Here is a 22,961-nt window from a genome sequence, read left to right on the forward strand (position 1 = left end):
GGGGCGCGGGGGGGGTGGCGCGCGCCGGTGTGTTGCCCGGGCCGGGGGGGCCCGCCGGCCCCCGGGGGGCCCCCGGGGGGGGGGGGGGGGGGGGCCCCCGGGGGGGGGCCCCGGGGGGGCCCCCCCCCCGGCGACTGCGAGTCATATCTGGATGGTGATCATCTCTTTCGTACGACCACGAAGTCGGCGAGCTCGGTGAGCTGCGCCCGCACTCGTTCCGGCATGTCGACGCCGTGCAGCGCCTCGATGGCTACCGCGTGCTGACGGCGGGCTTCCTGGGCGGTCCACTCGCGGCCGCCCGCCTCCTCGATGAGTGCCGCACGGGCGGCGAACTCCTCTTCGGAGAAGCTGTCGAAGTCGCTGCTCTTCGCGTCGGCGGCGAGGAGCTCGCCCAGACGCTCCGAGGCCGGTCCGCCCGCGGCAAGCGCGGCCACGACGGGCAGGGACTTCTTGCGCTGACGCAGATCGCTCCACGTCTGCTTGCCCGTGGACTCCGGGTCGCCCCAGATCCCGAGCAGGTCGTCCACCGCCTGGAAGGCGAGGCCGAGGTGGTAGCCGTACGCCTCCAGGATGTCGGCGGTACGGTCGTCGGCTCCGCCGAGCACGGCGCCGATGGAGACGGCGCAGGCGAGCAGGGCGCCCGTCTTGTTGCCCTCCATCTCCAGGCACTCCTCGACGGTGACCCGCTCGCGGTGCTCGTAGGAGATGTCCTGGGCCTGACCGTCGATCAGCTTGCGGCTGGCCGTGGTCAGCCGGCGGGCGGCCCGCCCGGCCTCGACGGTGCCGAGCTCCAGCAGGATCTCGTTGGCCAGCGCGAAGAGCGCGTCGCCGACGAGGATCGCCTGGGCGGGGCCGTACACCTTCCACACGGTGTCGCGGTGACGGCGCTGTTCGTCGCCGTCCATCAGGTCGTCGTGCAGCAGCGAGAAGTTGTGCACGAGTTCGACAGCCACGGCTCCGGGGATCCCGGCCTCCGCGGGGGCGCCGGCCGCTTCCGCGGACAGCAGGGCCAGCGCGGGACGCACGGCCTTGCCTCCGTCGCCGTCGGCAGGCCGGCCCTCGGCATCGATCCAGCCGAAGTGATAGGCCGCGACGGTGTCCATGGGCGGCGCCAGCCGGCCCACGGCAGCTCGCAGCACCGGCGCTGACAGGGCCCTTCCACGCTCCAGAAGCGCGGTGACGTCCGCGGTGTCCACCACGGTGTCGTAAGCCGGATTCGCCGGGGTCACAGACTCTCCTCTTGTTCCGGTGGTACTGCTCATGCCGCCTCCTGCAGCGGATGTTCATGTGGCCTGCCGAGGGCCTGGAGCGCGGAATCCGCGGCGCTGAAGCCGCTGCGGACGGCGCCCTCCATCGTGGCGGGCCAGCCGGTGGCGGTCCATGCCCCCGCCAGGTGCAGCCCGGGGGCACGCGTCCGCGCGCCCGGCCGCAGGCGTCCCGTGCCCGGCGCGGGTGCGAAGGTCGCGGTGCGTTCCCGGGTGACGAAGAAGTCGCGGATCCCGGCCCCTCGCGCCGCCGGGAGGAGCCTTTCGAGCTCCGGTACGTAGCGCTCGCGCAGCTCGGCGACGGGCAGGTCGATCTCGTCCTGCGCCGCGGACTGGGAGACGGCGACGTACTGTCCGGCTCCCTGGAGGCCGGAGGACTCCGTGCGGTCGAAGACCCACTGCACGGGTGAGCCGATCGCGGCGAAGAACGGCCTGCGCAGCACCTTGCGGTCGTAGACGACGTGCACGTTCAGGATCGGTGAGTCGGTGAGGTCGAGCAGCCGGCCGGGGTCGTCGAGCGCGCCGTCGGGCAGCAACCGGTGGGTCTCGCCCTGCGGCACGGCGAGGACGACGGTGTACGCCTCGAACCGTTCGCCGTCGGTCTCGACCGCCCAGCGGCCGTCCTCGGCGCGGGTGAGGGAACCGGCGCGGGTACGCACATGGATCTCGACCCCCGCCGATTCGAGCGCCTTGCGGGCGAGGGTGTCGTGGAGGTCCCCGAGCGGCACGGCCGCCCAGCCGATGTCGGCGGCACCGGGCTCGGAGAGAAGCCCCGTCCTGAAGACCTTCGCGGCCAGCGCCATGGAGGCGTTCGGCGCGGTGGCGTTGAGCGTGGCGACGCCGACGAGGTCCCAGAGCGCCTCGATGGTGCGGTCGGACTGGCCCTGGCGGCGGAGCCAGGTCGCGAAGTCGATGGCGTCGAGTGCGGGGTCGGCGGGGTCGAGACGGCCCAGCGCCAGTGCGGCGCGGGCCACTCCCGCCTTCTCCGCGAGGGAAAGGTGCGGGTAGGCGGCGAGCCCGCCGGCGAGGTGCAGCGGTACGGGCAGCCCGGTGCGGCGCAGCCGTCCGAGCCTCGGTCCTGCGGGCCGGCCCACGTCGAGGACGGGCACGTCGAGGCGGTCCTGCAGCGGGGCGAGGTGGGCCCCCTCGATCCGGTCCAGGAACCAGCGGTAGCCCGTGCAGCAGCGCAGGTACACGTGCTGGCCGTTGTCGACGGACAGGTCGCCGCGGCGGAAGGAGAAGGCGAGCCCGCCGAGCCGGGGGCGTCCTTCGAGCAGGGTCACGTCAAGCCCCGCGTCGGCGAGGCGCAGCGCCGAGGTGACGCCCGCGAGTCCGCCGCCGACGACCACCGCTCGGGAGGACCGAGGGTTCCGGCCGGTCATGCCTGCTCCCTTCGCCGTGTCGTCGCAGACAGGGACGCGCCGTGGCGTCCGGGGGTTGCCCGTCCCGCACGTCGGATCGGACCCGTCATCAGACCCTCCCCCTGGCCGTCCGGCGTGAGATGTACCGCGCGTCGAGGCCCGAGAGGCCGCGCACCGCAACGTACGCCTTCTCATGGCCGGGCAGCGAGACCCTGCCGCGCAGGACCGCCTCGGGATCGCGTTCGATCCGGTCGAGGAGCCGGCGGTAGATGCCGGCCATGGCCGCCACGCAGGCACCGCTGCGCCGGTCCAGCATGGGCAGCAGCCGGTAGCCCTCGGCGAAGAGTGCCCGGGCGCGCCGCACCTCGAAGTGCACCAGACCGGCGAAGTCGGAACCGGGCGGCGGGGTGGCCCGGTGGAATCCGGCGGAGCAGCCGAACTTGGCGAGGTCGTCGGCGGGCAGGTACGTACGCCCGTTGCCGGCGTCCTCGCGGACGTCGCGCAGGATGTTGGTGAGCTGGAGCGCGAGGCCCAGGGTGTCGGCGTACTCCGCGGCCCGTTCGGCGCCGGGCGCGCCGGCTTCCGTCCCGAAGACGCCCAGGCTGAGGCGCCCGATGGCACCCGCGACACACCGGCAGTACGTCTTCAGGTCGGCCCAGGTCTCGTACGTCGCGCCGCGCACGTCCATGAGCACGCCGTCGATGAGCTCGTCGAGGCCGCCGAGCGGCAGCGGGAACCGGTGCGCGGCGTCGGCCAGCGCGACCGCGACCGGGTCGGTGTCGTCCTCGTCGACGGCGTTGTCCCGGATCCTGACGAGCAGTCCCCGGGTCTCCTCCAGCCGGGTGTGCTTCGTCTCCGGATCCAGCTCGCCGTCGCCGATGTCGTCGACCCGACGGGAGAAGGCGTACAACGCCGACATGGCCTGCCGCTTCTCGTACGGCAGCAGTCGGATGCCGTACGCGAAGTTGCGGGCCTGTTGTCCGGTCACGGCCTCGCAGTAGCTGTACGCGGCCTGTACCGGTGCCGACATGTACGTCGTCTGTCCCTCCACGGTCCGGTTCACCCCTCTCTGTGCGCTCTTCGCAGGACGTCTGCCACGTCGCGCAGCAGTCTGGGCGCGGTGGGCTTGGGCGGTCCGGGCAGTACGTCGAAACCGGCGGCCGTGACCGCGCCGAGTGCGGCCCGTCCTCCGCCGACGAATCCGGCGAGCAGCAGCTTGAGCCGGCCGGTGACGCTGCCCACCAGGGGGATGCCCTCGTCCAGCAGGTCTCGGGCGCGCTCCGCCTCGAAGGCGATCAGGGCGCGCACCGCCGCGCCCGCGGACGGTGCCGCCAGGTCGGTCTCGCCGACGTGGAAGCGGGCCATGTCGTCGGCGGGCAGATAGATCCGGTCGCGGCCGAGGTCCTCGGCGACGTCCTGGAGGTGTTCGGTGATCTGCAGGGCGGTGCAGACGGCGTCCGAGCGGCGGATGCGCTCGGGGCTCGCGGTGCCGGTGATCTGCAGGACGAGGCGGCCGACGGGGTTGGCGGAGAGCTCGCAGTAGGCGAGCAGGTCCGCGTAGGTCCCGTAGCGGCGGACCTTCTGGTCCTGCCGGTTGGCCTCGACGAGCCCGAGGAAGGGTTCGGGGGTGAGCGCGCAGCGCCGCACGGTGGGGCGCAGGGCGCGCATCAGGGGATGGCGCGGGCCGTCGCCGGCCTGCGAGAAGACGCGGTGGAGATCGGCTTCGAGGGCGTCCAGTGCGGCGAGGCGGTCCTCGTCCTGTCCGGGTTCGAGGCCGAGGTGGCGGGCGTCGGCGCCGCCGGGTGCCAGGTCGCCGTCACCGATGTCGTCGACCAGGCGGGCGAACCCGTAGACGGCCATCAGGTCGTCGCGCCAGGCGCGGGGCAGGAAGAAGGGGGCCACGGGGAAGTTCTCGTCGGCGGCCTTGTCGAGCGTGGCGGTGGTGTCGGCGTGCACCTGTTGGGTACGGGTCACTGCGGACCACCCGACGCGGGGACGGCGAAACCACGTCGGAGCTGGAGATTTTCCATCATTGCCGTCATATCTCCCGTTCTACACTGCCGACCCAAAACATCCCTTTTCGGACACGCCGCTCGTCCGGCCGAGTGCGACTTGCACACAACGGGCGATGCGCCGGGGGCGTATCACCCCACATGGCCGCGAATCGGCACCGCTACAGCTTACGTTGTACAGCTCACAAACCTGCGCCGGGGTGGAGCGCGCCCTCGTGCAACACCTCGGCCGCCGTCAACCTTCCCCGGATCCGGGTCAATTGACGTCATCCGTCGGGAGGAGATCCACCCGGGCACCTACCGCCCCTGGGGGTCCTTCCCACCACGGCGCGCACACCGCGGGCCCCCGCCGATGCGCTCCGGCGGGGCCCGCGCGCGACGGTTACTTGCCCGTCTCCCGCTCGTAGGCCTTCAGCACCTCTTCGGTGGGGCCGTCCATCAGGAGCTCGCCCTTCTCCAGCCACAGCACCCGGTCACAGGTGTCCCTGATGGTCTTGTTGTTGTGGCTGACCAGGAAGACGGTGCCCGCCTCCTTGCGCAGCTCGCGGATCCGCTCCTCGGAGCGGACCCGGAACTTGCGGTCACCGGTGGCCAGCGCCTCGTCGATCATGAGGACGTCGTGGTTCTTGGCGGCCGCGATGGAGAAGCGCAGCCTGGCCGCCATGCCGGACGAGTACGTCCGCATGGGCAGCGTGATGAAGTCGCCCTTCTCGTTGATCCCGGAGAAGTCCACGATGTCCTGGTAGCGCGCGCGGATCTCCTCGCGGCTCATGCCCATCGCGAGGCCTCCGAGCACGACGTTGCGCTCCCCGGTCAGGTCGCTCATCAGGGCCGCGTTGACGCCGAGCAGCGACGGCTGACCGTCGGTGTACACCTTGCCGTGCTCCGTCGGCAACAGGCCGGCGATGGCCCGCAGCAGGGTGGACTTGCCGGAACCGTTGGTGCCGATGAGGCCTATGGCCTGGCCGCGGTAGGCGGTGAAGGAGACGCCCCGCACCGCGTGCACCTTGCGCACACCTCGTGGTTCGCCCTTGCCGCGCCGCATGATGCGGCTCAGTGCGGCGGTGGCGCTGCCCTTGCCGCCGCCCGTGCCGTTGACGCGGTACACGATGTGCACGTCGTCCGCGATCACGGTGGGGATGTGTCCCTGGGACGATTCCTCAGCCACGGCCGTACCGTTCCTCTGCCTTCCAGAAGTACACGAAGCCCACGACGCCCACCACGAGCGCCCAGGCGAGCCCGACGGCCCAGACGTGCTGCGGCAGGTTCTCCGAGCCGTAGCCGTCGATCAGTGCGAAGCGGACCAGGTCCATGTAGATGGCCGCCGGGTTGTACTGCAGCACGTCGGCGATCCACTGCGGCTTGTCCGCCAGCATCACCGGGATGGAGAACATGACGCCCGAGGCGTACATCCACGTACGCATGACGAACGGCATCAGCTGGGCGAGGTCGGGGGTCTTGCTGCCCAGCCGGGCCATGACGAGCGCCAGGCCGGTGTTGAAGAGGAACTGCATGGCCAGTGCGGGGATCACGAGCAGCCAGGAGAGGGCCGGGTAGCTGCCGAAGCCCACCGCCACGGCCACCAGCACGATCATCGAGAACAGCAGCTGCTGGAGCTGCTGCAGCGAGAACGAGACCGGCAGCGAGGCGCGGGGGAAGTGCAGCGCCCGGACCAGGCCGAGGTTGCCCGCGATGGAGCGGACCCCCGCCATGACCGAGCTCTGGGTGAAGGTGAAGACGAAGACCCCGGTCACCAGGAACGGGATGAAGACCTCCTGGCTCATCCCCTTACGGGTGCCGAGGATCAGCCCGAAGATCAAGAAGTAGACCAGGGCGTTCAGCAGCGGCGTGGCCACCTGCCACAACTGGCCGAGCTTGGCCTGGCTGTACTGGGCGGTCAGCTTCGCCCTCGAGAACGCCAGGATGAAATGCCGACGGCCCCAGAGCTGCCGGATGTACGCGAACAGCCCTGGCCGGGCGCCGCTGACCGTCAAGCCGTACTTGTCGGCCAGCTGGGACGCGCTCAGTCCCTCGTCGGCGGACGGCGGGCTGCTCAGCGCAATCCCGCCGTCGTGGGTCGTGTCACTCACAGTTAAGAACTCTCGTCTTCACGATGCGCAGCAGGTCGCGGGCGCGGCCAGGGCGGACAGGTTCCCCGTACGGAATCGATACGGCTCATGGTCTCAGAGGAGAGCCTCTCAGATCACCGGTGGCCGGCCCAGTCTGGTCAGCCGCCATACCGTACGCCACCTCATCGGGCGCCGGGGTCCGCAGGGCGTGGTCCAGCCTTCCCGGAAACCTCCGAACCATGCCTTGAGAGCGGGCAGGGAGGGCCGGCGGACCAGCGTGAGGAGCAGCCAGACCCCGACGTAGAGCGGGACCAGCGGCGCGGGCAGGTTCCGGCGGGCGAGCCAGACGCGGTTGCGGGCCACCATGCGGTGGTAGACCGCGTGCCGCGAGGGGGCGGTGGTGGGGTGGTTGAGCACCATGTCCGCGCGGTAGTCGATCATCCAGCCGGCGTCGAGGGCCCGCCAGGCGAGGTCGGTCTCCTCGTGCGCGTAGAAGAACTCGCCGGGGAGCGGGCCGGCCTCGGCGATCACCTGGCTGCGCACGGCGTTCGCGCCGCCGAGGAACGTCGTGACGCGGGACGAGCGCATCGGGTCGGAGGCGCGCAGCCGCGGCACGTGCCGTCGCTGGGTGACACCGGTCTCCGGGTCCGCGATGCGGAAGGTGATGATGCCGAGCTTCGGGTCGGCCTCGAACGCCTGCCGGCAGAGCTCGGCGGTGTCGGTGTTCGGCAGGTGCCCGTCGTCGTCGAGGAAGAGCAGGGCGTCCACATCGGCCCCGGACGGGCCGAACGCCTCGATGCCGACGTTGCGGCCGCCCGGGATCCCCAGATTCTCGGGCAGCTCGACGGTCCGAACGCCCGGGGGGACGTCGGGGACCGGGGCGCCGTTGCCGACGACGACCACCTCGATCCGGTCGCCGTCCTGCTTGGCGACCGAGTCGAGGAGGGCGCGCAGTTCGTCGGGCCGGTTGCCCATGGTGATGATGACCGCGCCGAGTTTCATGGGAGAGCTCACTTCAGCCTGCTGGACGCCAGGATCGACACCAGGTGCAGGACGGTCTGGAGAAGGGCGATGCCGGCCATGACCGCGACCGCGAGGCGGCTGAAGAAGAGGTCGTCCCTGACCGTGTCGAGGACGGCGACCACCAGGATGACCAGCGACGCCTCGATGCCGAGGATCAGCCGGTGGAACTTGAGCGCGCCGGCGGCCCGGCGGGCGAGCGCCATGCCGGAGGAGCGCGGCTCGGACGCGGCCTCCTTGACGGGCGGCAGCCCGCCCTGGTGGCGGGCGACCCCGACGAGGTCGGTCTCGGCCTTGATCAGGATGGCGCCGAGCGCGGCGAGCGTGCCGAGGAAGGCCCACAGCCAGTCGATGCGCCCTGGGCCCCACAGGTCGGCGGCGCGCAGGCCGAAACCGACCAGCACCGCCGCGTCGCACAGGTAGGCGGCCACCCGGTCCAGGTAGACACCGCCCAGCGAGTACTGCTTCTTCCAGCGGGCGACCTCGCCGTCGACGCAGTCGAACAGCAGGTAGAGCTGGACCGCGACGACACCGAGCAGGGCGCCGGGGATGCCCGGGACCAGCAGGGCGGGAGCCGCGAGCACACCGGCGACGGTCATCACGTAGGTCAGCTGGTTCGGCGTGATCTTCGTGGTGACCAGGCGCCGGGTGATGCGCAGCGAGATCTCGCGCATGTAGAGACGGCCCGCCCAGTGCTCACCGCTGCGCCGGTCCTTCACGCCCGGGGGGTGCACGACCGGACGGAGTTCAGCTATGGATGGCTTTTGCATAGTCGGCGTACGCGTCCCTGATCTGGTCGGTGGAAAAGTTGAGGTGTTCCAGGATCGTGAAGCGTCCCGGGCGCGTCTGCGGGGCGTAGTCGACGGCCCGCACGAATTCCTCGGCGGTGAAGCCGATCTCCTCGGGCAGCACCGGCAGCCCGTGGCGCCGCAGGACGGACGCCATGTGCAGCGACTCCTCGTGCGCGCCCCGCAGGTGCATGGCGAAGCAGGCGCCGAGGCCGACCTGCTCGCCGTGGCTGGCCGCGCGCTTCGGGTACAGCAGGTCGAAGGCGTGGTTGATCTCGTGGCAGGCGCCCGAGGCGGGCCGTGAGTCACCGGCGATCGACATCGAGATGCCGGTCAGGACGAGTCCTTCGGCGAGCACCTTGAGGAAGGCGTCGTCGCCGATCACGCCGGGGTGACGCAGCACGGCCTCGCCGGCCTGCCGGGCCATGGCGGCCGCGAGCCCGTCGATGTCCTCGCCCTGGACCTCGTGGGCGAGCTCCCAGTCGGCGACGCAGGAGATGTTGGAGACGGCGTCGCCGATGCCCGAGCGGACGTAGCGTGCGGGGGCCTCACGGACGACGTCGAGGTCGATGACCACGGCGATCGGGGTGGGGACGCCGTAGGAGCCCCGCCCGTTGTCGTTGTCCAGGGTCGCGACCGGGGAGCAGAGCCCGTCGTGGGACAGGTTCGTCGCGACGGCGACCATGGGCATGCCCACGCGCGCCGCGGCGTACTTCGCCACGTCGATGATCTTGCCGCCGCCGAGGCCGACCACGGCGTCGTAGCGGTTGCCCTTGATGCCGTCGGCGAGCCGTACCGCGGAGTCGATCGTGCCGTCCGCGACCGGGTACCAGTCGGCACCCGGCAGCACCGGGGCGAGCCGCTCGCGCAGGGCGCGGCCAGAGCCTCCGCTGATCGCGATGGCGAGCTTGCCCGAGGCGGAGATCCGCTGGTCGGCGAGGAGACCGGCCAGATCGTCCATCGCGCCGCGCCGGATGTCGACGACGACCGGGGACGGGATGAGGCGGGTCAGTACAGGCACGCGATCTCCCTGCCCCTGGCGAGGTCGTCGTGGTTGTCGATCTCCACCCACGTCACCTCGCCGATGGGCGCGACGTCGACGGTGAAGCCGCGGTTCACGAGCTCCTGGTAGCCGTCCTCGTAGTAGAGGTCGGGGTCGCGCTCGAAGGTGGTCCGCAGCGCGTCGGCAAGCTCCTCGGCGGCCTCGGGCTCGATGAGCGTGACGCCGATGTACTCGCCGGTGGCGGTGGCCGGGTCCATCAGCTTGGTGATCCGCCGGACGCCCTTGCCGTCCTCCGTGATGACCTTCATCTCCTCGTCGGCGAGGTTCTTCACCGTGTCGAGGGCGAGGATGATCTTCTGACCCCTGCCGCGCGCGTCCAGGAGGGTCTTCTCGACGGAGACCGGGTGCACGGTGTCGCCGTTGGCGAGGATGACGCCCTTCTTCAGGACCTCACGGGCGCACCAGAGGGAGTAGGCGTTGTTCCACTCCTCGGCCTTGTCGTTGTCGATGAGCGTCAGCGTCACGCCGTACTTCGCCTCGAACTCGGCCTTGCGGGCGTAGACCGCCTCCTTGCGGTAGCCGACGACGACCGCGACCTCGGTGAGTCCGACCTCGGCGAAGTTGGCCAGCGTCAGGTCCAGGACCGTCTTCTCGCCGTCCACCGGCACCAGGGCCTTGGGCAGCGTGTCCGTGTAGGGACGCAGACGGCGTCCGGCACCGGCAGCCAGTACGAGGCCGATCATGCGAGTTCTCCTTCGTCGTGTACGGCGGGGGCCGAGGAGGACACCCAGAAGCGGATGGACTCCACGAGCACCACCAGAGCCACGGCGGCCGCGAGCGCGGTGAGAGCCGTGGTGAAACCTGAACCGGAGGTCAGTACGGCGGCGAGTACGGCCACGACCAGGGTCCGGCCCTCGTGCCCGCCGATGGTGCGCACCAGCCACTGGGGCGGCGCTCCGGTGCCGCCCCGGATGCGGTACACCGTGTCGTAGTGATGGTAGGCGACGGCCGAAACCAGGCCGAATGCCGCGGGAACGGCGTGCGGCACATCACTGCGGGCGGCCAGCACCAGGACCGTGCAGTACTCGGCGGCCCGGAAGACCGGCGGGACGAGCCAGTCGAGCGCGCCCTTGAGCGGCCGCGATACGGCGAGCCCGGAGAGGACCGCGTACACCGCGGCTGCGCCCACGGTCAGCCAGCCGCCGTACGGGGCGAACAGCGCCGCGGCGACCATGACCAGCGCTCCGGCGAACGCCAGGAGCGGGGCCGTGAAGCCCCCGCCCGGGCGCCGGAGCACGGCGGCGACGGCCTGGGCGAGCGGACCGGAGTCGGCCAGGTCGGCCAGGGCCCGGGCGGCGCGGTCGGTGCGCCGCGCCTTGCGGGTCAGCGAGCGCAGCAGCCGGCCGGCCGTGGTGTAGCAGGCCGCCAGGGCGCAGCCGATGAGCAGGGCGTAGAAGACGATCCGGGGTGTGGTCACGGCGGTGAGCACGGCGATCATGGCCCAGCGTTCGCCGATGGGCAGCACTATCATCCGGCGCAGCCAGACCGTCCAGCCGACGCTGTCGAGCTTGTCGGAGAGCGCGGCGGTGGGGCTCGTGTTGGAGACCGCGTCGTGGTTGGCCTCGTTGAACGAGAAGTCGACGACATGGCGGCAGGCCTGGAGCACCATCGCGCCGAGCGCGAGCACCCAGACGTCATCGCCGCCACGGGCGGCCCCGAGTGCCAGGCCCGCGTAGTAGGCGTACTCCTTGGCCCGGTCGAAGGTCGCGTCCAGCCAGGCGCCCATCGTCGAGTACTGGAGCGAGTAGCGGGCGAGCTGCCCGTCGGTGCAGTCCAGGACGAAGGAGAGGAGGAGCAGCACCCCGGCCGCGATGTAGCCGCCGCGGGTGCCGGTCGCCGCGCTGCCTGCCGCGATGAGGGCGGTGATCAGCGAGGCGGTGGTGACCTGGTTCGGGGTGAGGCCCCGGCGCGCGCACCAGCGGGCGATGTAGCGGGAGTACGGGCTGATGAAGAACGTGGTGAAGAAGCCGTCGTGGGCCTTGACCGCGCTGCGCAGCCGTACGGCCTCGTCGTCGACGGCGGACACGGCGGCCTCTGCGGCGCTCCGCTCCTCGGGTCCGGTGGGAACCGCGGCCGTGAGCGAGCCGAGCTCGGGGCGCTGCACGGTGGTGCCCTCGGCGTCCAGTGCGACGGCCAGCCGGCCGGGCACGGTGCGTTCCTCGGTGACGGGTCCGGCACCGGGGGGCGCGACGGGGCTCCCGGCACCGACGGCGGCGACGGCCCGCTGGAGGGCGCGGAGCAGCGCGGGGCGGGCCTCGGGCTGCGCGGTGAGCGCTCCGGGGATCGACGCGGCGGCGAAGCGGGGGTCGGTGAGTCCGAGCCTGAGCGCGTGGACATGGCCGACGAAACGGGGGTCCACGAGCGCGACGCGCCTGCTCGCGGGGACTGCGGCGAGCAGCTCGGCGGCCTCGGAGGCGTCGGCTGCGGCAGTCACGTCGAAGCCGAGCGACCGCAGATCGTCCTCGAGCGACGATCCGGGTACCGGCGCACCGGTGAGGATGGCGGTCGACAGACGAACTCACTCCTTGGGGCGCTGACGGGAACGGCGCGCCGACATGCGGCCCAGGGGTGGACCCGCGGCACGTCGGCTGAGGCTATCGGATGAACGGAAGACCGAGTTCACCGCCCGTTTGTGCTCCGTTCGGGCGAATCGGCCATCATGCGGCGCCGTTCGCGATCATCATCGTCGATCAACGGCTCACGCCACAAACCGCGTCCGGACAGCGCATAGGCTGAGGGGTATGACGTGGTTGATCACAGGCGGGGCCGGTTACATCGGGGCACATGTGGCGAAGGCCATGACAGGGGCCGGGGAAAAGGTCGTCGTCCTCGACGACCTCTCGTCGGGCATCGCGGAGCGGCTCCCCTCGGACGTCACGCTGGTGCGGGGCTCGGCCTCGGACCGTGAGGTGCTCGACCGGGTTCTGGCGGAGCACGCCGTCACGGGTGTGGTGCATCTCGCGGCAAAGAAGCAGGTCGGTGAGTCCGTCGAGAAGCCGCTGCTCTACTACCGGGAGAACGTGACCGGGCTCGGCGTGCTGCTGGAGGCCGTGGTCGCCGCCGGTGTGCGGCGCTTCCTCCTCTCCTCGTCCGCGGCGGTGTACGGGGTGCCGGACGTGGAGCTCATCACCGAGGACACGCCGTGCGCGCCGATCAACCCGTACGGCGAGACCAAGCTCGCCGGGGAGTGGCTGGTGCGCGCGACGGGGCGGGCCCACGGCATCTCGACGGCCTGCCTGCGGTACTTCAACGTGGCCGGGGCCGCCGAGCCCGAGCTGGCCGACACGGGTGTCTTCAACGTCGTACCGATGTTCTTCGACCGGCTGACGCGGGGCGAGGCTCCGCGGATCTTCGGTGACGACTACCCGACGCCGGACGGCACCTGTGTACGCGACTACATCCATGTCGCCGACCTGGCGGACGCGCACCTCGCCGTCGCCGCGCACCTGGACAGGAGCGCGGACGGCGGGGACCTCACCGTGAACGTCGGCCGGGGCGAGGGCGTGTCGGTGCGCCGGCTCGCCGAGCTGGTGGGCGAGGTCACGGGCCTGCGCACGGAGCCCGTGGTCGAGTCGCGCAGGGCGGGGGACGCGGCCCGCGCGGTCGCGTCGGCCGCCCGGATGACCGGGGAGCTGGGCTGGACGGCACGCCGCAGCATGCGCGAGATGGTGGAGTCGGCGTGGGAGGGCTGGTGCCTGCGCCACCCGGAGGCCCGCGCCGCACAGTGAGCCACCGCACCCTGACGACGCTCTGACCTGCGAACGTTTCCGCAGGTCAGAGCACATGACAACGGTGTTCAGTGCCGTGTTGCCCCTTACCCCTCCCCCGTAGTTCACTGGCCGCATCGGGCGAGGTGCGCCCGTGCTGTCCGAGGGACACGACGGGACACAACGGGTTGCGGAGGCATTCGCATGGGGGCTGGCCACGATCACGGGCACACGCACGGAGGGCCGCCCCCGACGGGAACGGCCGCCGCGGCGTACCGGGGCAGGCTCCGGGTCGCCCTGGCCATCACGCTCGGCGTCATGGTCATGGAGATCGTCGGCGGTGTGCTCGCCGACTCCCTCGCCCTGATCGCCGACGCGGCCCACATGGCGACCGACGCCCTGGGACTCGGGATGGCGCTGCTGGCCATCCACTTCGCCAACCGGCCGGCGGGCCCCAACCGCACCTTCGGCTTCGCCCGTGCGGAGATCCTCGCGGCGCTGGCCAACTGTCTGCTGCTCCTCGGCGTCGGCGGCTACCTGGTCTTCGAGGCCGTCGAGCGCTTCATCACGCCGGCCCAGACCAGGGGCGGTCTGGCCATCGCGTTCGCCGCCGTCGGCCTGGTCGCCAACGTCGTCTCCCTGTCCCTGCTGATGCGCGGGCAGCGGGACAGCCTCAATGTGCGGGGCGCCTACCTGGAGGTCGTGGCGGACACGCTCGGCTCGGTGACGGTGCTCGTGTCGGCGGGCATCATCATGGCGACGGGCTGGCAGGCGGCCGACCCCATCGCCTCGCTGCTCATCGGCCTCATGATCGTCCCCCGTACGGTGAAGCTCCTGCGGGAGACGCTCGACGTACTGCTGGAGTCGGCGCCCAAGGGGGTCGACATGGACGAGGTGCGCGCCCACATCACGGCGCTGCCGGGCGTGCTGGACGTCCATGACCTGCACGCGTGGACGATCACCTCGGGCATGCCCGTCCTCTCCGCCCATGTGGTGGTGCACCAGGAGATGCTGGACTCGATCGGCCACGAGAAGCTCCTGCACGAACTCCAGGGCTGCCTCGGCCACCACTTCGACGTCGAGCACTGCACCTTCCAGCTGGAGCCCAGCGGGCACGCGGAGCACGAGGCGCGGCTCTGCCACTGAGCCGCCGGGGCGCCGTCGCCCGGTGCTAGGGTCTGCGGCGTATCTCCGAGCCCGGAGCCCGTGAGAGAGAAGGAGCTGAGGTCGATGGCTGTCGCGACGACGGCTGCCCGGCGCAGCCACCGGTCCTTCCTCGTCTCCCGGGTCACCGGCTGACCGCTCGGCACTCCTCACGCCGCGTCGGCCGGGGCCCTCTCACCCGACGAGGCGATGACGGCGCTGGTCCTGGACGATTCCGTGCCGGTGCCCAGGGGCACGATCCGCTACCCGGCGGGGACGGACATGCCAGCACCCGTAGTGCGGACAAGCGGCTTTTGTACGGCAGACTTGACCGCACTCGAGGGGTCCGGCGCACGAGGCCGGGAACCAAAGCGAAGGATGGGTATGCCGACCACACCAGCCACCGCGGCGAACAGCTCGTCGAACGGCACAGCAGACGCGATCATGCTCGAACTGGTCGATGAGAACGGCACCACCATCGGCACCGCGGAGAAGCTGGCGGCGCACCAGGCCCCCGGTCAGCTGCACCGGGCGTTCTCTGTCTTCCTCTTCGACGAGCAGGGGCGGCTGCTGCTGCAGCGCCGTGCGCTCGGCAAGTACCACTCGCCCGGCGTGTGGTCGAACACCTGCTGCGGCCATCCGTATCCGGGAGAGGCGCCGTTCGCGGCCGCGGCCCGGCGTACGTACGAGGAGCTGGGCGTCTCGCCCTCGCTGCTCGCCGCGGCGGGCACCGTCCGCTACAACCACCCCGATCCCATGTCGGGCCTGGTGGAGCAGGAGTTCAACCACCTGTTCGTCGGCCTGGTGCAGGAACAGCTGCGGCCGGACGAGGAGGAGGTCGGCGAGACGGCCTTCGTGACCGCGGCCGAGCTCGCGGAGCGGCATGCCGCCGCACCGTTCTCGGCGTGGTTCATGACCGTGCTGGATGCGGCGCGGCCCGCGGTCAGGGAGCTGACGGGGCCGTCCGCGGGCTGGTGAAGCCGCGCGCCGGGCAGGGGGCGGTCAGAGCTGCGCCTTCAGGGGCAGCGCCGCCCAGATGATCTTGCCGCCGCCCGCGGTGTGCTCCACGTCGCAGGTGCCGCCCGCCTCGGCGGTGACCTCGCGCACCAGGAGCAGCCCCCGGCCGCCGGTCTGCGCGTGGTCGGTGACCAGCGCCGTGGGGCGGTAGGGGTGGTTGTCCTCGACGGAGACCCTGATCCACTCCGCGCCGATGGCCACCTCGACGGCCAGCTCGGGCGAGAGCAGCGCCGCGTGCCGGACGGCGTTGGTGACCAGTTCCGACACGATCAGCAGCAGCCCGTGGAGGATGTCGTCCTCGACGGGTACGCCCTGCCGGCCGATCAGGTCCCGGACCGCACGCCGGGCCTGCGGCACCGAGACGTCGACGGCGGGGGCGGTGAAGCGCCACACCCCCTCGTACGACACGGGATGGGCCGGAACACTCCCACGGCTCTCCATGGACCGCCACCCGCTCTCGACTCGCATCTCACTGACCATCGAGTAATGAGTGTCGGGAAGAGTGTGGTCCGGACCGCAGCTCTGACCGCAAGTGGTCTCTTCTGGACGCAATTTGACCGAGTGAGTATGACAGCGTCAGGTGATTGGACTACTTCTCGTCTTCTTCGGGCGTCATCTGGTCCGTCACCAGACTGACGACCCGTCGCCCTCCCACGCCGATCGCGATCAGCCCGAGTCCGTCGAACAGCAGCGCCAGCGAGAAGAAGCAGCCGAGCACATAGAGGCTGCTGTGCGGCCAGTCGAAGAGCACCAGCAGCCCCAGCAGGAGCCCGAAGGCTCCCTGCAGCAGGGTCCAGCCGAACTGGGGTCCGCGTACGACGACGCTGCCGACCAGCCGGAACACCCCGCCGGTGAGGAAGAGCAGCGCGGCGAACATCGTCAGCGTCTCCGCCGTGCCCTCCGGGTGCTTGAGGACGACGACGCCGGCGGCGATGTTCAGCGCGGCGACGACCACGCCCAGCCAGAAGTAGGCGGTGCCGCGGGCCTGGACCGCGTGCAGGAGACCGACGAGCCCGCCGATGAGCAGCAGCCAGCCGAACAGGATCATCGAGGTGAGGGTGGCGACGCCGGTGTAGACGAGCCCGACGAGCCCCGCGACGGCCAGCAGGACGCCCAGCAGGGCGAGCCCGCCGAAGCTCCGGCTGAGCTTCCTGCCCTCGGTCGTGGGTCCGGCCATCGACAGCTCCTCACGGTGCGTGCCCGCTTCGCGGCCCCTTCCTGATCATAGGTTCGGGCCGTACGGATAGCATCCGGCGCATGGACCTCAGGGAGCAGGCGGCGGAGCCGGCGGCAGCGACGGAGCCGCGGCTGGAGCACGCGGTCGTGGACGGCGTCGCGACCGTCGTCATCAGCAACCCCGCCAAGCGCAACGCCATGACCTCGGACATGTGGCGGGCACTGCCCGTGCTGCTGGAGGGGCTGGCCGCCGACCCCGGCGTACGCGTCCTCGTGCTCACCGGCGCCGGGGACACCTTCTGCGCCGGGGCGGACATCGCCTCCCTCCGTGACCCGGGCGGGCGGCCGCAGGCGCTCGCCGTCCGGGCCGAGGAGGCGCTGGCGGCATTCCCCCGGCCCACGCTGGCCGCCGTGCGCGGGTACTGCGTGGGCGGCGGCAGCCAGCTGGCCGCCGCGTGCGATCTGCGGTTCGCCGAGGAGGGCGCGTCCTTCGGTGTCACCCCGGCCAAGCTCGGGATCGTCTATCCCTCGTCGTCGACGCGCCGGCTGGTCGCGCTCGTCGGCCCGGCGGCCGCGAAGTTCCTGCTGTTCTCCGGGGAGCTGATCGGGACCGAACGTGCGCTGCGCACGGGGCTGGTGGACGAGGTCCTGCCGCAGGGCGGGCTGGCGGACCGGGTGGCCGCGTTCGCACGGGTCCTGGCCTCGCGTTCGCAGCTGACCCAGGCCGCGGCCAAGGAGTTCGCCGACGGCCGTGAGGACCGGGACGCGTACTGGGCGGAGCAGGCACGCGGCAGCGGCGACACCGCCGAGGGGGTCGCCGCCTTCCTGGAGCGCCGTACCCCCCGCTTCACCTGGACGACGGGGAGTGCCGGGGCCGCGCCTACGTCAGGATGAACCGGCTCTTCGCCCGCCACTCCTCGACCATGGCCGCCGGGGCCTTCTCCGGCGCTCCGCAGTCGTAGGGCGGCTGCGGGTCGTACTCCGCCAGCAGCTGGACGGTCCGGGCGTGGTCGTCGCCCGCGATCCTGCCGAGCAGGGTGAGGCCCATGTCGATGCCGGAGGAGACTCCGGCGGCGGTGACGTACTTGCCGTCGAAGACCACCCGCTCGCCCGTCGGCTCGGCCCCGAAGCCGGTCAGGGCGTCGAGGGCCAGCCAGTGCGAGGTGGCGCGCCGGCCGGTCAGCAGCCCGGCGGCGGCGAGCAGCAGGGAGCCGGTGCACACCGAGGTGGTCCAGGTGCTGGTGGCGTCCACCGACCGCAGCCAGCCGAGCAGCGACTCGTTCTCCATCTGGTCGCTCTGCCCCGGGCCTCCCGGCACGATCACCACGTCGGGGGCGGGGACCTCGGCGAGCGTGCGGTCGGCGACGAGCGAGAGGCTGCCGCTGTCGTTGCGCACGGGGCCGGGCCGCTCGGCGACGAAGACGGTCTCGGCACCGGGGGCCCGGCTGAGCATCTCGTACGTGCCCACGGCGTCGAGCGCGGTGAATCGGTCGAAGAGCACGATGGCGATCTGCATGGTGTTCCTTTCGTCGGGACAGTTCAGGCGGGCTGGGAGCGGAAGCGGCGGCGGTATTCGGCGGGTGCCGTCCCGAGCGCCTTGACGAAGGCGCGGCGCATCGCTTCCGGGGTGCCGTAGCCGCTGGCACGGGAGATGCCGGTGATGCCGTCGGTCGTGTCCTCCAGCAGCCGGCGGGCCTGTTCGAGGCGTACGCGCTCGACGTACCGGCCGGGGGTCAGACCGGTCTCGGTCTGGAAGGCGCGGGCGAAGTGGCGGGGCGAGAGCCTGGCGCGGGCCGCGAGCGCCTCCACCGAGAGGTCGGCGTCCGGGTGCTCGGTGATCCAGTGCTGGACCTCACGGAGCGGTTCGCGCACGGCGGTCTGCGCGGTGAGCTGGGCGCTGAACTGGGCCTGGTTCCCCGGGCGCCGCAGGAACACGACGAGGTGGCGGGCGACGGCGAGGGCCACGTCCCGCCCGTGCTCCTCCTCGACCAGGGCGAGCGCGAGGTCGATGCCCGCGGTGACACCGGCCGACGTCGCCAGCCGCCCGTCGCGTACGAAGATCGGGTCCGGGTCCACCTCCACCGCCGGATGGTTCCGGGCGAGCGTCCCGCAGACGGACCAGTGGGTGGTCACCCGGTGGCCGTCGAGCTGGCCCGCCGCGGCGAGCAGGAGGGCGCCGGTGCACACCGACACCAGCTCCCGGGCCAGCGGGGCGTGCGTGCGGAGCCAGTCGACCAGCTCCGGGTCGGGTGTCCTCGTGCCGGCGCCTCCCGGCACGAGGAGCAGGTCGGGCGCCGGAGCGTCCGCGAGCGTGGAGTCGGGGACGAGTGTGAGGCCGCTGGAGCAGCGGACCGGCGCGCCGTCGAGCGAGGCGGTGCGCAGGTCGTAGGAGACCCCGGGGAAACGGGAGGCGCCGGCGAAGACCTCCACCGGGCCGCTCACGTCGAGGCTCTGGACGCCCTCGAAGAGGACGACGAGTACGGATCGCTGCTTCATGTCCGCCATCCTGGTCGGGCCGCCCGCTGGCCGCAATGACGAGTTCCCCACCTTTCCTGCCATTCCGACTCGGGGGCCGGACGGAGGGTGCCCCGGGTCTACCCCGCGTACCGACCAGTCGGTAACGTGCGGGCATGAGTACTCTTCCGCCGCGTGCCGGACGCCGCTGCCACAACGCGATCAACCCGCTGCACTCCTGTGTCTACTTCTCCCCCGACCTCGGCAAGGAGTTCGGGGAGCTCGGCATCGAGGACGAGAGCCGGGTCTACTTCGCCGCGCGCGGCGCGGCCCTGGGCGCGGCCGGGGCCGGCACGGTCACCGCGACCTTCTACAACTTCAACCACGAGCTGGTGGCCCGCCATCTGCCCGCCGTCTGGTCGGAGATCACCCCCGGGGCGGCGCTCGACGCACGCCTGCGGGCCGCCGACTCGACGCTGCGCCGGGTGCTCGGCGAGGAGACCCTCGCCTCCCCGGAGATGGCGGAGGCCGCCGGTCTGGCCCTGCGGGCCGCCGAGGCCTGCACCCGCCACGCCCGGCCGCTGTACGCGGCGCACGCGGACCTGGACGTGCCCGACCAGCCGCACCTGGCGTACTGGCACGCGGCGACGCTGCTGCGCGAACACCGCGGCGACGGGCACCTGGCCGCGCTGCTCACGGCCGGTCTCGACCCGCTGGAGGCCCTGGTCAGCCACACCGCCACCGGCAAGGGCATGGCGCCCCGCTGGATCCTCGCCACCCGCGGCTGGCGGCGCACCGACTGGGACGCGGCGGTGGAGCGGCTGCGTGACCGGGGTGTGCTGGACGCGGAGGGCGAGCTGACCGAGGCGGGCACCGCGCTCAGGGCGGAGCTGGAGGTGGCGACGGACCGGATGGACTCCGCACCGTACGAACACCTGGGCGCCGAAGGCGTGGAGCGGCTCACCGAGCTGGGCCGGGGGTTCCTGTTCGCGGCGGCCGCGGCCGGCGCGTTCCCGGACGACCTGGTCGGCAAGGGCTGAGCCCGTACACGTTTACGGCGTGGCGTACGGGCCAGGCGATGTGCACACCCTACGAAGGAGGCACACCGTGTTCCGTGCGATCGCAAACGCTCTGAGTACCGTCGGCTCGGCCGTCGCCACCGTGGTGACCCTGCCCTTCCGGCTCCTGGCAGGCCTTTTCGGCGGCGCGTCGCGTGGCGGCAGGACCCGGCGGGCCTGACCCCCTCGTTCGGCAGGCCTCCGGGGCCGTGATCGGCGACGCGACCGACCGGGTCACGCGACACGGCCCCCGGCCACCCGGCACAATGCAGGCGAAGGGGCCCACCCGGGTGTGGACCACCCCAGTGGCACAGCCAGCACAGCCAGTACGAGAAGGCGAGTCGGGAAAACCGTGACGACGTCCATCGAAGGCAGGATCGCCGAGGAGCTCGGCGTACGTGAGCGTCAGGTGAAGGCGGCCGTCGACTTGCTCGACGGCGGGTCGACCGTGCCGTTCATCGCGCGCTACCGCAAGGAAGCGACCGAGATGCTCGACGATGCGCAGCTGCGCACGCTCGAGGAGAGGCTGCGGTATCTGCGGGAGCTCGAGGACCGCCGTGCGGCGGTCCTCGACTCCGTTCGTGAGCAGGGCAAGCTCGACGCCGCCCTGGAGGCGCAGATCCGGGCGGCCGACACCAAGGCGCGGCTGGAGGACATCTACCTGCCGTTCAAGCCGAAGCGCCGGACGAAGGCGCAGATCGCGCGTGAGGCCGGCCTGGAGCCCCTGGCCGGCGGGCTGCTCGACGACCCGTCCGTGGACCCGCTCACCGCCGCCGCGGCGTACGTCGACCCCGAGAAGGGTGTGGCGGACCCGGCGGCGGCGCTGGAGGGCGCCCGGGCGATCCTGACCGAGCGCTTCTCGGAGGACGCCGACCTCACCGGCGAACTGCGCGAACGCATGTGGTCGCGCGGCAGGGTCGTCGCGAAGGTACGGGACGGCAAGGAGGAGGCGGGCGCGAAGTTCGCCGACTACTTCGACTTCGCCGAGCCGTTCACCGCGCTCCCCTCGCACCGCGTCCTCGCGATGCTCCGGGGTGAGAAGGAGGACGTGCTCGACCTGGTCCTGGAGCCCGAGGAGCCGTCGGAGCAGCCGGGCCCCTCGTCGTACGAGAACATGGTCGCCCGCCGGTTCGGTGTCGCGGACCGCGGACGTCCCGGGGACAAGTGGCTGGGCGACACGGTCCGCTGGGCCTGGCGGACCCGGATCCTCGTCCACCTCGGGATCGATCTGCGGCTGCGGCTGCGCACGGCGGCGGAGGACGAGGCCGTACGCGTCTTCGCGTCGAACCTGCGCGACCTGCTGCTCGCCGCGCCGGCCGGCACCCGGGCGACGCTGGGGCTCGACCCCGGTTTCCGTACGGGGGTGAAGGTCGCCGTCGTGGACGCGACCGGCAAGGTCGTCGCCACGGACGTCATCCACCCGCACGTCCCGGCGAACAAGTGGGACCAGTCGCTCGCCACGCTGGAGCGCCTCGCCCGGGAGCACCAGGTCGACCTGATCGCGATCGGGAACGGCACGGCGTCCCGCGAGACCGACAAGCTCGCGGGTGAACTGTGCGACAGGCACCCGGAGCTGAAGCTCACCAAGGTCATGGTCTCGGAGGCGGGCGCCTCCGTGTACTCGGCGTCGGCCTTCGCCTCGCAGGAACTCCCGGACATGGACGTGTCGCTGCGCGGTGCGGTCTCGATCGCGCGCCGGCTGCAGGACCCGCTGGCCGAGCTGGTGAAGATCGACCCGAAGTCGATCGGCGTCGGCCAGTACCAGCACGACCTTTCCGAGGTGAAGCTGTCGCGTTCCCTGGACGCCGTGGTCGAGGACTGTGTGAACGGCGTCGGGGTGGACGTCAACACCGCTTCGGCACCGCTGCTCTCGCGGGTGTCGGGGATCGGTTCCGGGCTGGCCGAGAACATCGTGGCGCACCGGGACACGAACGGCCCGTTCCGCTCCCGCCGGGCGCTGAAGGACGTGGCACGGCTGGGCCCGAAGGCCTACGAGCAGTGCGCGGGCTTCCTCCGGATCCGGGGCGGAGACGACCCGCTGGACGCGTCGAGCGTGCACCCCGAGGCGTACCCCGTGGTGCGCACGATGGTGAAGCGGACGGGCGGTGACGTCGCCGCGCTGATCGGCAACACGGACACCCTCCGGACGTTGCGGCCGGACGAGTTCGTCAACGAGAAGTTCGGTCTGCCGACGGTCACGGACATCATCAGGGAGCTGGAGAAGCCGGGCCGGGACCCGCGTCCCGCCTTCCGGACGGCCACGTTCAAGGAGGGTGTCGAGAAGCTCGGCGACCTCGCCCCCGGGATGGTGCTGGAGGGGGTCGTCACGAACGTGGCGGCGTTCGGCGCGTTCGTGGACATCGGCGTCCACCAGGACGGTCTCGTCCATGTGTCGGCGATGTCGCGGACGTTCGTCAAGGACCCGAGGGATGTCGTGAAGCCGGGCGACATCGTGAAGGTGAAGGTCATGGATGTCGACATCCCGCGCAAGCGCGTGTCCCTGAGCCTGCGGCTCGACGACGAGGCCGTGCCGGGCCAGGGCGGCGGTCAGGGCCCGAAGCGCGAGCGGAACGCGCAGGGCGGCGGCGAGCGGCCGCCCCGGCAGCGGCAGGGACAGGGACAAGGCCAGGACAGTCGTCAGGGGGGCTCCGGGCAGCGGCGTGACCGCCGCGGGGGCGGTGGCAGCGGCGGCGGCGCGGCGCGTCCTGCCGCGGCGCCCGCCAACAGCGCGATGGCTGACGCGCTGCGGCGCGCCGGGCTGACGGGCGGCTCCGACCAGGGTGGTTCCAGGCGCTGACACGGGTCCGCTACACCGCACCTGCCCGTCC

22 protein-coding genes are annotated in these 22,961 nt (G+C 71.8%); 7 read left to right on the plus strand and 15 right to left on the minus strand.

Annotated features, from left to right (window positions below):
• Positions 1 to 158: 158 nt before the first annotated feature.
• From ACIRD8_RS32210 to ACIRD8_RS32260, 11 genes are all read right to left on the minus strand, one after another.
• Positions 159 to 1,262, minus strand: a complete 1,104-nt coding sequence (locus ACIRD8_RS32210; RefSeq protein WP_403999463.1) for a polyprenyl synthetase family protein — start codon at positions 1,260 to 1,262, stop codon at positions 159 to 161.
• Complete coding sequence (gene hpnE, locus ACIRD8_RS32215; RefSeq protein ID WP_403999466.1) at positions 1,259 to 2,647, minus strand: hydroxysqualene dehydroxylase HpnE; 1,389 nt, start codon at positions 2,645 to 2,647, stop codon at positions 1,259 to 1,261. The genes ACIRD8_RS32210 and hpnE overlap by 4 nt, the downstream gene beginning before the upstream one ends.
• A gap of 88 nt (positions 2,648 to 2,735) precedes the next feature.
• Positions 2,736 to 3,656, minus strand: a complete 921-nt coding sequence (hpnD, locus tag ACIRD8_RS32220; protein ID WP_187327306.1) for a presqualene diphosphate synthase HpnD — start codon at positions 3,654 to 3,656, stop codon at positions 2,736 to 2,738.
• Between the two features lie 29 nt (positions 3,657 to 3,685).
• On the minus strand, positions 3,686 to 4,600 hold the full coding sequence (hpnC, locus tag ACIRD8_RS32225) for a squalene synthase HpnC (protein ID WP_403999469.1): 915 nt from the start codon (positions 4,598 to 4,600) through the stop codon (positions 3,686 to 3,688).
• Positions 4,601 to 5,020: 420 nt separating this feature from the next.
• Positions 5,021 to 5,806, minus strand: a complete 786-nt coding sequence (locus ACIRD8_RS32230) for an ABC transporter ATP-binding protein (protein ID WP_403999472.1) — start codon at positions 5,804 to 5,806, stop codon at positions 5,021 to 5,023.
• Entirely contained in the window at positions 5,799 to 6,728 is a 930-nt protein-coding gene (locus tag ACIRD8_RS32235) for an ABC transporter permease (protein WP_403999475.1), read from the minus strand. Before ACIRD8_RS32235 ends, ACIRD8_RS32230 begins: the two co-directional genes overlap by 8 nt.
• Positions 6,729 to 6,836: 108 nt before the next feature.
• Entirely contained in the window at positions 6,837 to 7,709 is an 873-nt protein-coding gene (locus tag ACIRD8_RS32240) for a glycosyltransferase family 2 protein (RefSeq protein WP_403999478.1), read from the minus strand.
• Between the two features lie 8 nt (positions 7,710 to 7,717).
• On the minus strand, positions 7,718 to 8,497 hold the full coding sequence (locus ACIRD8_RS32245; RefSeq protein WP_403999480.1) for a CDP-alcohol phosphatidyltransferase family protein: 780 nt from the start codon (positions 8,495 to 8,497) through the stop codon (positions 7,718 to 7,720).
• On the minus strand, positions 8,475 to 9,536 hold the full coding sequence (locus ACIRD8_RS32250; RefSeq protein ID WP_403999483.1) for an iron-containing alcohol dehydrogenase family protein: 1,062 nt from the start codon (positions 9,534 to 9,536) through the stop codon (positions 8,475 to 8,477). Before ACIRD8_RS32250 ends, ACIRD8_RS32245 begins: the two co-directional genes overlap by 23 nt.
• Complete coding sequence (locus ACIRD8_RS32255) at positions 9,524 to 10,261, minus strand: sugar phosphate nucleotidyltransferase (protein ID WP_403999486.1); 738 nt, start codon at positions 10,259 to 10,261, stop codon at positions 9,524 to 9,526. The genes ACIRD8_RS32250 and ACIRD8_RS32255 overlap by 13 nt, the downstream gene beginning before the upstream one ends.
• Complete coding sequence (locus ACIRD8_RS32260) at positions 10,258 to 12,012, minus strand: DUF5941 domain-containing protein (protein WP_403999489.1); 1,755 nt, start codon at positions 12,010 to 12,012, stop codon at positions 10,258 to 10,260. The genes ACIRD8_RS32255 and ACIRD8_RS32260 overlap by 4 nt, the downstream gene beginning before the upstream one ends.
• A gap of 307 nt (positions 12,013 to 12,319) precedes the next feature.
• Here ACIRD8_RS32260 and galE point away from each other — a divergent pair, with 307 nt between their 5' ends.
• The 3 genes from galE (at position 12,320) to idi (ending at position 15,406) form a co-directional block, all read left to right on the plus strand.
• Positions 12,320 to 13,306 carry a UDP-glucose 4-epimerase GalE gene (galE, locus tag ACIRD8_RS32265; protein WP_403999492.1) on the plus strand — a complete coding sequence of 329 codons (987 nt, stop codon included), beginning with the start codon at positions 12,320 to 12,322 and terminating at the stop codon, positions 13,304 to 13,306.
• Positions 13,307 to 13,489: 183 nt separating this feature from the next.
• Positions 13,490 to 14,431, plus strand: a complete 942-nt coding sequence (locus ACIRD8_RS32270; protein ID WP_403999495.1) for a cation diffusion facilitator family transporter — start codon at positions 13,490 to 13,492, stop codon at positions 14,429 to 14,431.
• Between the two features lie 381 nt (positions 14,432 to 14,812).
• Positions 14,813 to 15,406, plus strand: a complete 594-nt coding sequence (idi, locus tag ACIRD8_RS32275; protein WP_403999498.1) for an isopentenyl-diphosphate Delta-isomerase — start codon at positions 14,813 to 14,815, stop codon at positions 15,404 to 15,406.
• A 24-nt stretch (positions 15,407 to 15,430) separates the two neighbouring features.
• On the opposite strand, the gene ACIRD8_RS32280 is transcribed toward idi, so the two are convergent.
• A complete protein-coding gene (locus ACIRD8_RS32280; RefSeq protein WP_403999786.1) occupies positions 15,431 to 15,886 on the minus strand; it encodes an ATP-binding protein in 456 nt (151 codons plus the stop codon).
• A gap of 148 nt (positions 15,887 to 16,034) precedes the next feature.
• A complete protein-coding gene (locus ACIRD8_RS32285) occupies positions 16,035 to 16,622 on the minus strand; it encodes an HdeD family acid-resistance protein (RefSeq protein WP_403999501.1) in 588 nt (195 codons plus the stop codon).
• Positions 16,623 to 16,702: 80 nt separating this feature from the next.
• On the opposite strand from ACIRD8_RS32285, the gene ACIRD8_RS32290 reads away from it, so the two are divergent.
• Positions 16,703 to 17,515 carry an enoyl-CoA hydratase/isomerase family protein gene (locus tag ACIRD8_RS32290; protein WP_403999504.1) on the plus strand — a complete coding sequence of 271 codons (813 nt, stop codon included), beginning with the start codon at positions 16,703 to 16,705 and terminating at the stop codon, positions 17,513 to 17,515.
• Here the strand turns inward: ACIRD8_RS32290 and ACIRD8_RS32295 are convergent.
• Together ACIRD8_RS32295 and ACIRD8_RS32300 are read right to left on the minus strand one after the other, a co-directional pair.
• The gene (locus ACIRD8_RS32295; RefSeq protein WP_403999506.1) at positions 17,502 to 18,137 is read right to left on the minus strand and encodes a DJ-1/PfpI family protein; all 636 of its coding nucleotides are present in this window, start codon (positions 18,135 to 18,137) and stop codon (positions 17,502 to 17,504) included. The two genes, ACIRD8_RS32290 and ACIRD8_RS32295, sit on opposite strands and share 14 nt — an antisense overlap.
• A gap of 23 nt (positions 18,138 to 18,160) precedes the next feature.
• Positions 18,161 to 19,117 (minus strand): GlxA family transcriptional regulator, encoded by a 957-nt coding sequence (locus ACIRD8_RS32300; RefSeq protein WP_403999509.1) that lies wholly within the window; start codon positions 19,115 to 19,117, stop codon positions 18,161 to 18,163.
• A gap of 134 nt (positions 19,118 to 19,251) precedes the next feature.
• Between ACIRD8_RS32300 and ACIRD8_RS32305 the strand changes: the two genes are divergently transcribed.
• The 3 genes from ACIRD8_RS32305 to ACIRD8_RS32315 all read left to right on the plus strand — a co-directional run bounded on the left by ACIRD8_RS32305 (position 19,252) and on the right by ACIRD8_RS32315 (position 22,930).
• Positions 19,252 to 20,115 (plus strand): hypothetical protein, encoded by an 864-nt coding sequence (locus ACIRD8_RS32305; RefSeq protein WP_403999512.1) that lies wholly within the window; start codon positions 19,252 to 19,254, stop codon positions 20,113 to 20,115.
• 67 nt (positions 20,116 to 20,182) lie between these two features.
• Positions 20,183 to 20,314, plus strand: a complete 132-nt coding sequence (locus ACIRD8_RS32310; RefSeq protein WP_261988152.1) for an LPFR motif small protein — start codon at positions 20,183 to 20,185, stop codon at positions 20,312 to 20,314.
• A 171-nt stretch (positions 20,315 to 20,485) separates the two neighbouring features.
• Positions 20,486 to 22,930 (plus strand): Tex family protein, encoded by a 2,445-nt coding sequence (locus tag ACIRD8_RS32315; protein ID WP_403999515.1) that lies wholly within the window; start codon positions 20,486 to 20,488, stop codon positions 22,928 to 22,930.
• Positions 22,931 to 22,961: the final 31 nt, after the last annotated feature.

Source organism: Streptomyces sp. NPDC102451 (assembly GCF_044765485.1).
Lineage (GTDB): Bacteria > Actinomycetota > Actinomycetes > Streptomycetales > Streptomycetaceae > Streptomyces.

Coding starts and splice junctions, on each gene's coding strand:
- ACIRD8_RS32210 (WP_403999463.1), bottom strand. CDS start 1,262: ATGAGCAGTACCACCGGAACAAGAGGAGAGTCTGTGACCCCGGCGAAT.
- ACIRD8_RS32285 (WP_403999501.1), bottom strand. CDS start 16,622: ATGGCCGGACCCACGACCGAGGGCAGGAAGCTCAGCCGGAGCTTCGGC.
- ACIRD8_RS32305 (WP_403999512.1), top strand. CDS start 19,252: ATGAGTACTCTTCCGCCGCGTGCCGGACGCCGCTGCCACAACGCGATC.
- ACIRD8_RS32245 (WP_403999480.1), bottom strand. CDS start 8,497: ATGCAAAAGCCATCCATAGCTGAACTCCGTCCGGTCGTGCACCCCCCG.
- ACIRD8_RS32290 (WP_403999504.1), top strand. CDS start 16,703: ATGGACCTCAGGGAGCAGGCGGCGGAGCCGGCGGCAGCGACGGAGCCG.
- galE (WP_403999492.1), top strand. CDS start 12,320: ATGACGTGGTTGATCACAGGCGGGGCCGGTTACATCGGGGCACATGTG.
- ACIRD8_RS32240 (WP_403999478.1), bottom strand. CDS start 7,709: ATGAAACTCGGCGCGGTCATCATCACCATGGGCAACCGGCCCGACGAA.
- idi (WP_403999498.1), top strand. CDS start 14,813: ATGCCGACCACACCAGCCACCGCGGCGAACAGCTCGTCGAACGGCACA.
- ACIRD8_RS32300 (WP_403999509.1), bottom strand. CDS start 19,117: ATGAAGCAGCGATCCGTACTCGTCGTCCTCTTCGAGGGCGTCCAGAGC.
- hpnE (WP_403999466.1), bottom strand. CDS start 2,647: ATGACCGGCCGGAACCCTCGGTCCTCCCGAGCGGTGGTCGTCGGCGGC.
- ACIRD8_RS32255 (WP_403999486.1), bottom strand. CDS start 10,261: ATGATCGGCCTCGTACTGGCTGCCGGTGCCGGACGCCGTCTGCGTCCC.
- ACIRD8_RS32295 (WP_403999506.1), bottom strand. CDS start 18,137: ATGCAGATCGCCATCGTGCTCTTCGACCGATTCACCGCGCTCGACGCC.
- hpnD (WP_187327306.1), bottom strand. CDS start 3,656: ATGTCGGCACCGGTACAGGCCGCGTACAGCTACTGCGAGGCCGTGACC.
- ACIRD8_RS32270 (WP_403999495.1), top strand. CDS start 13,490: ATGGGGGCTGGCCACGATCACGGGCACACGCACGGAGGGCCGCCCCCG.
- ACIRD8_RS32280 (WP_403999786.1), bottom strand. CDS start 15,886: ATGGAGAGCCGTGGGAGTGTTCCGGCCCATCCCGTGTCGTACGAGGGG.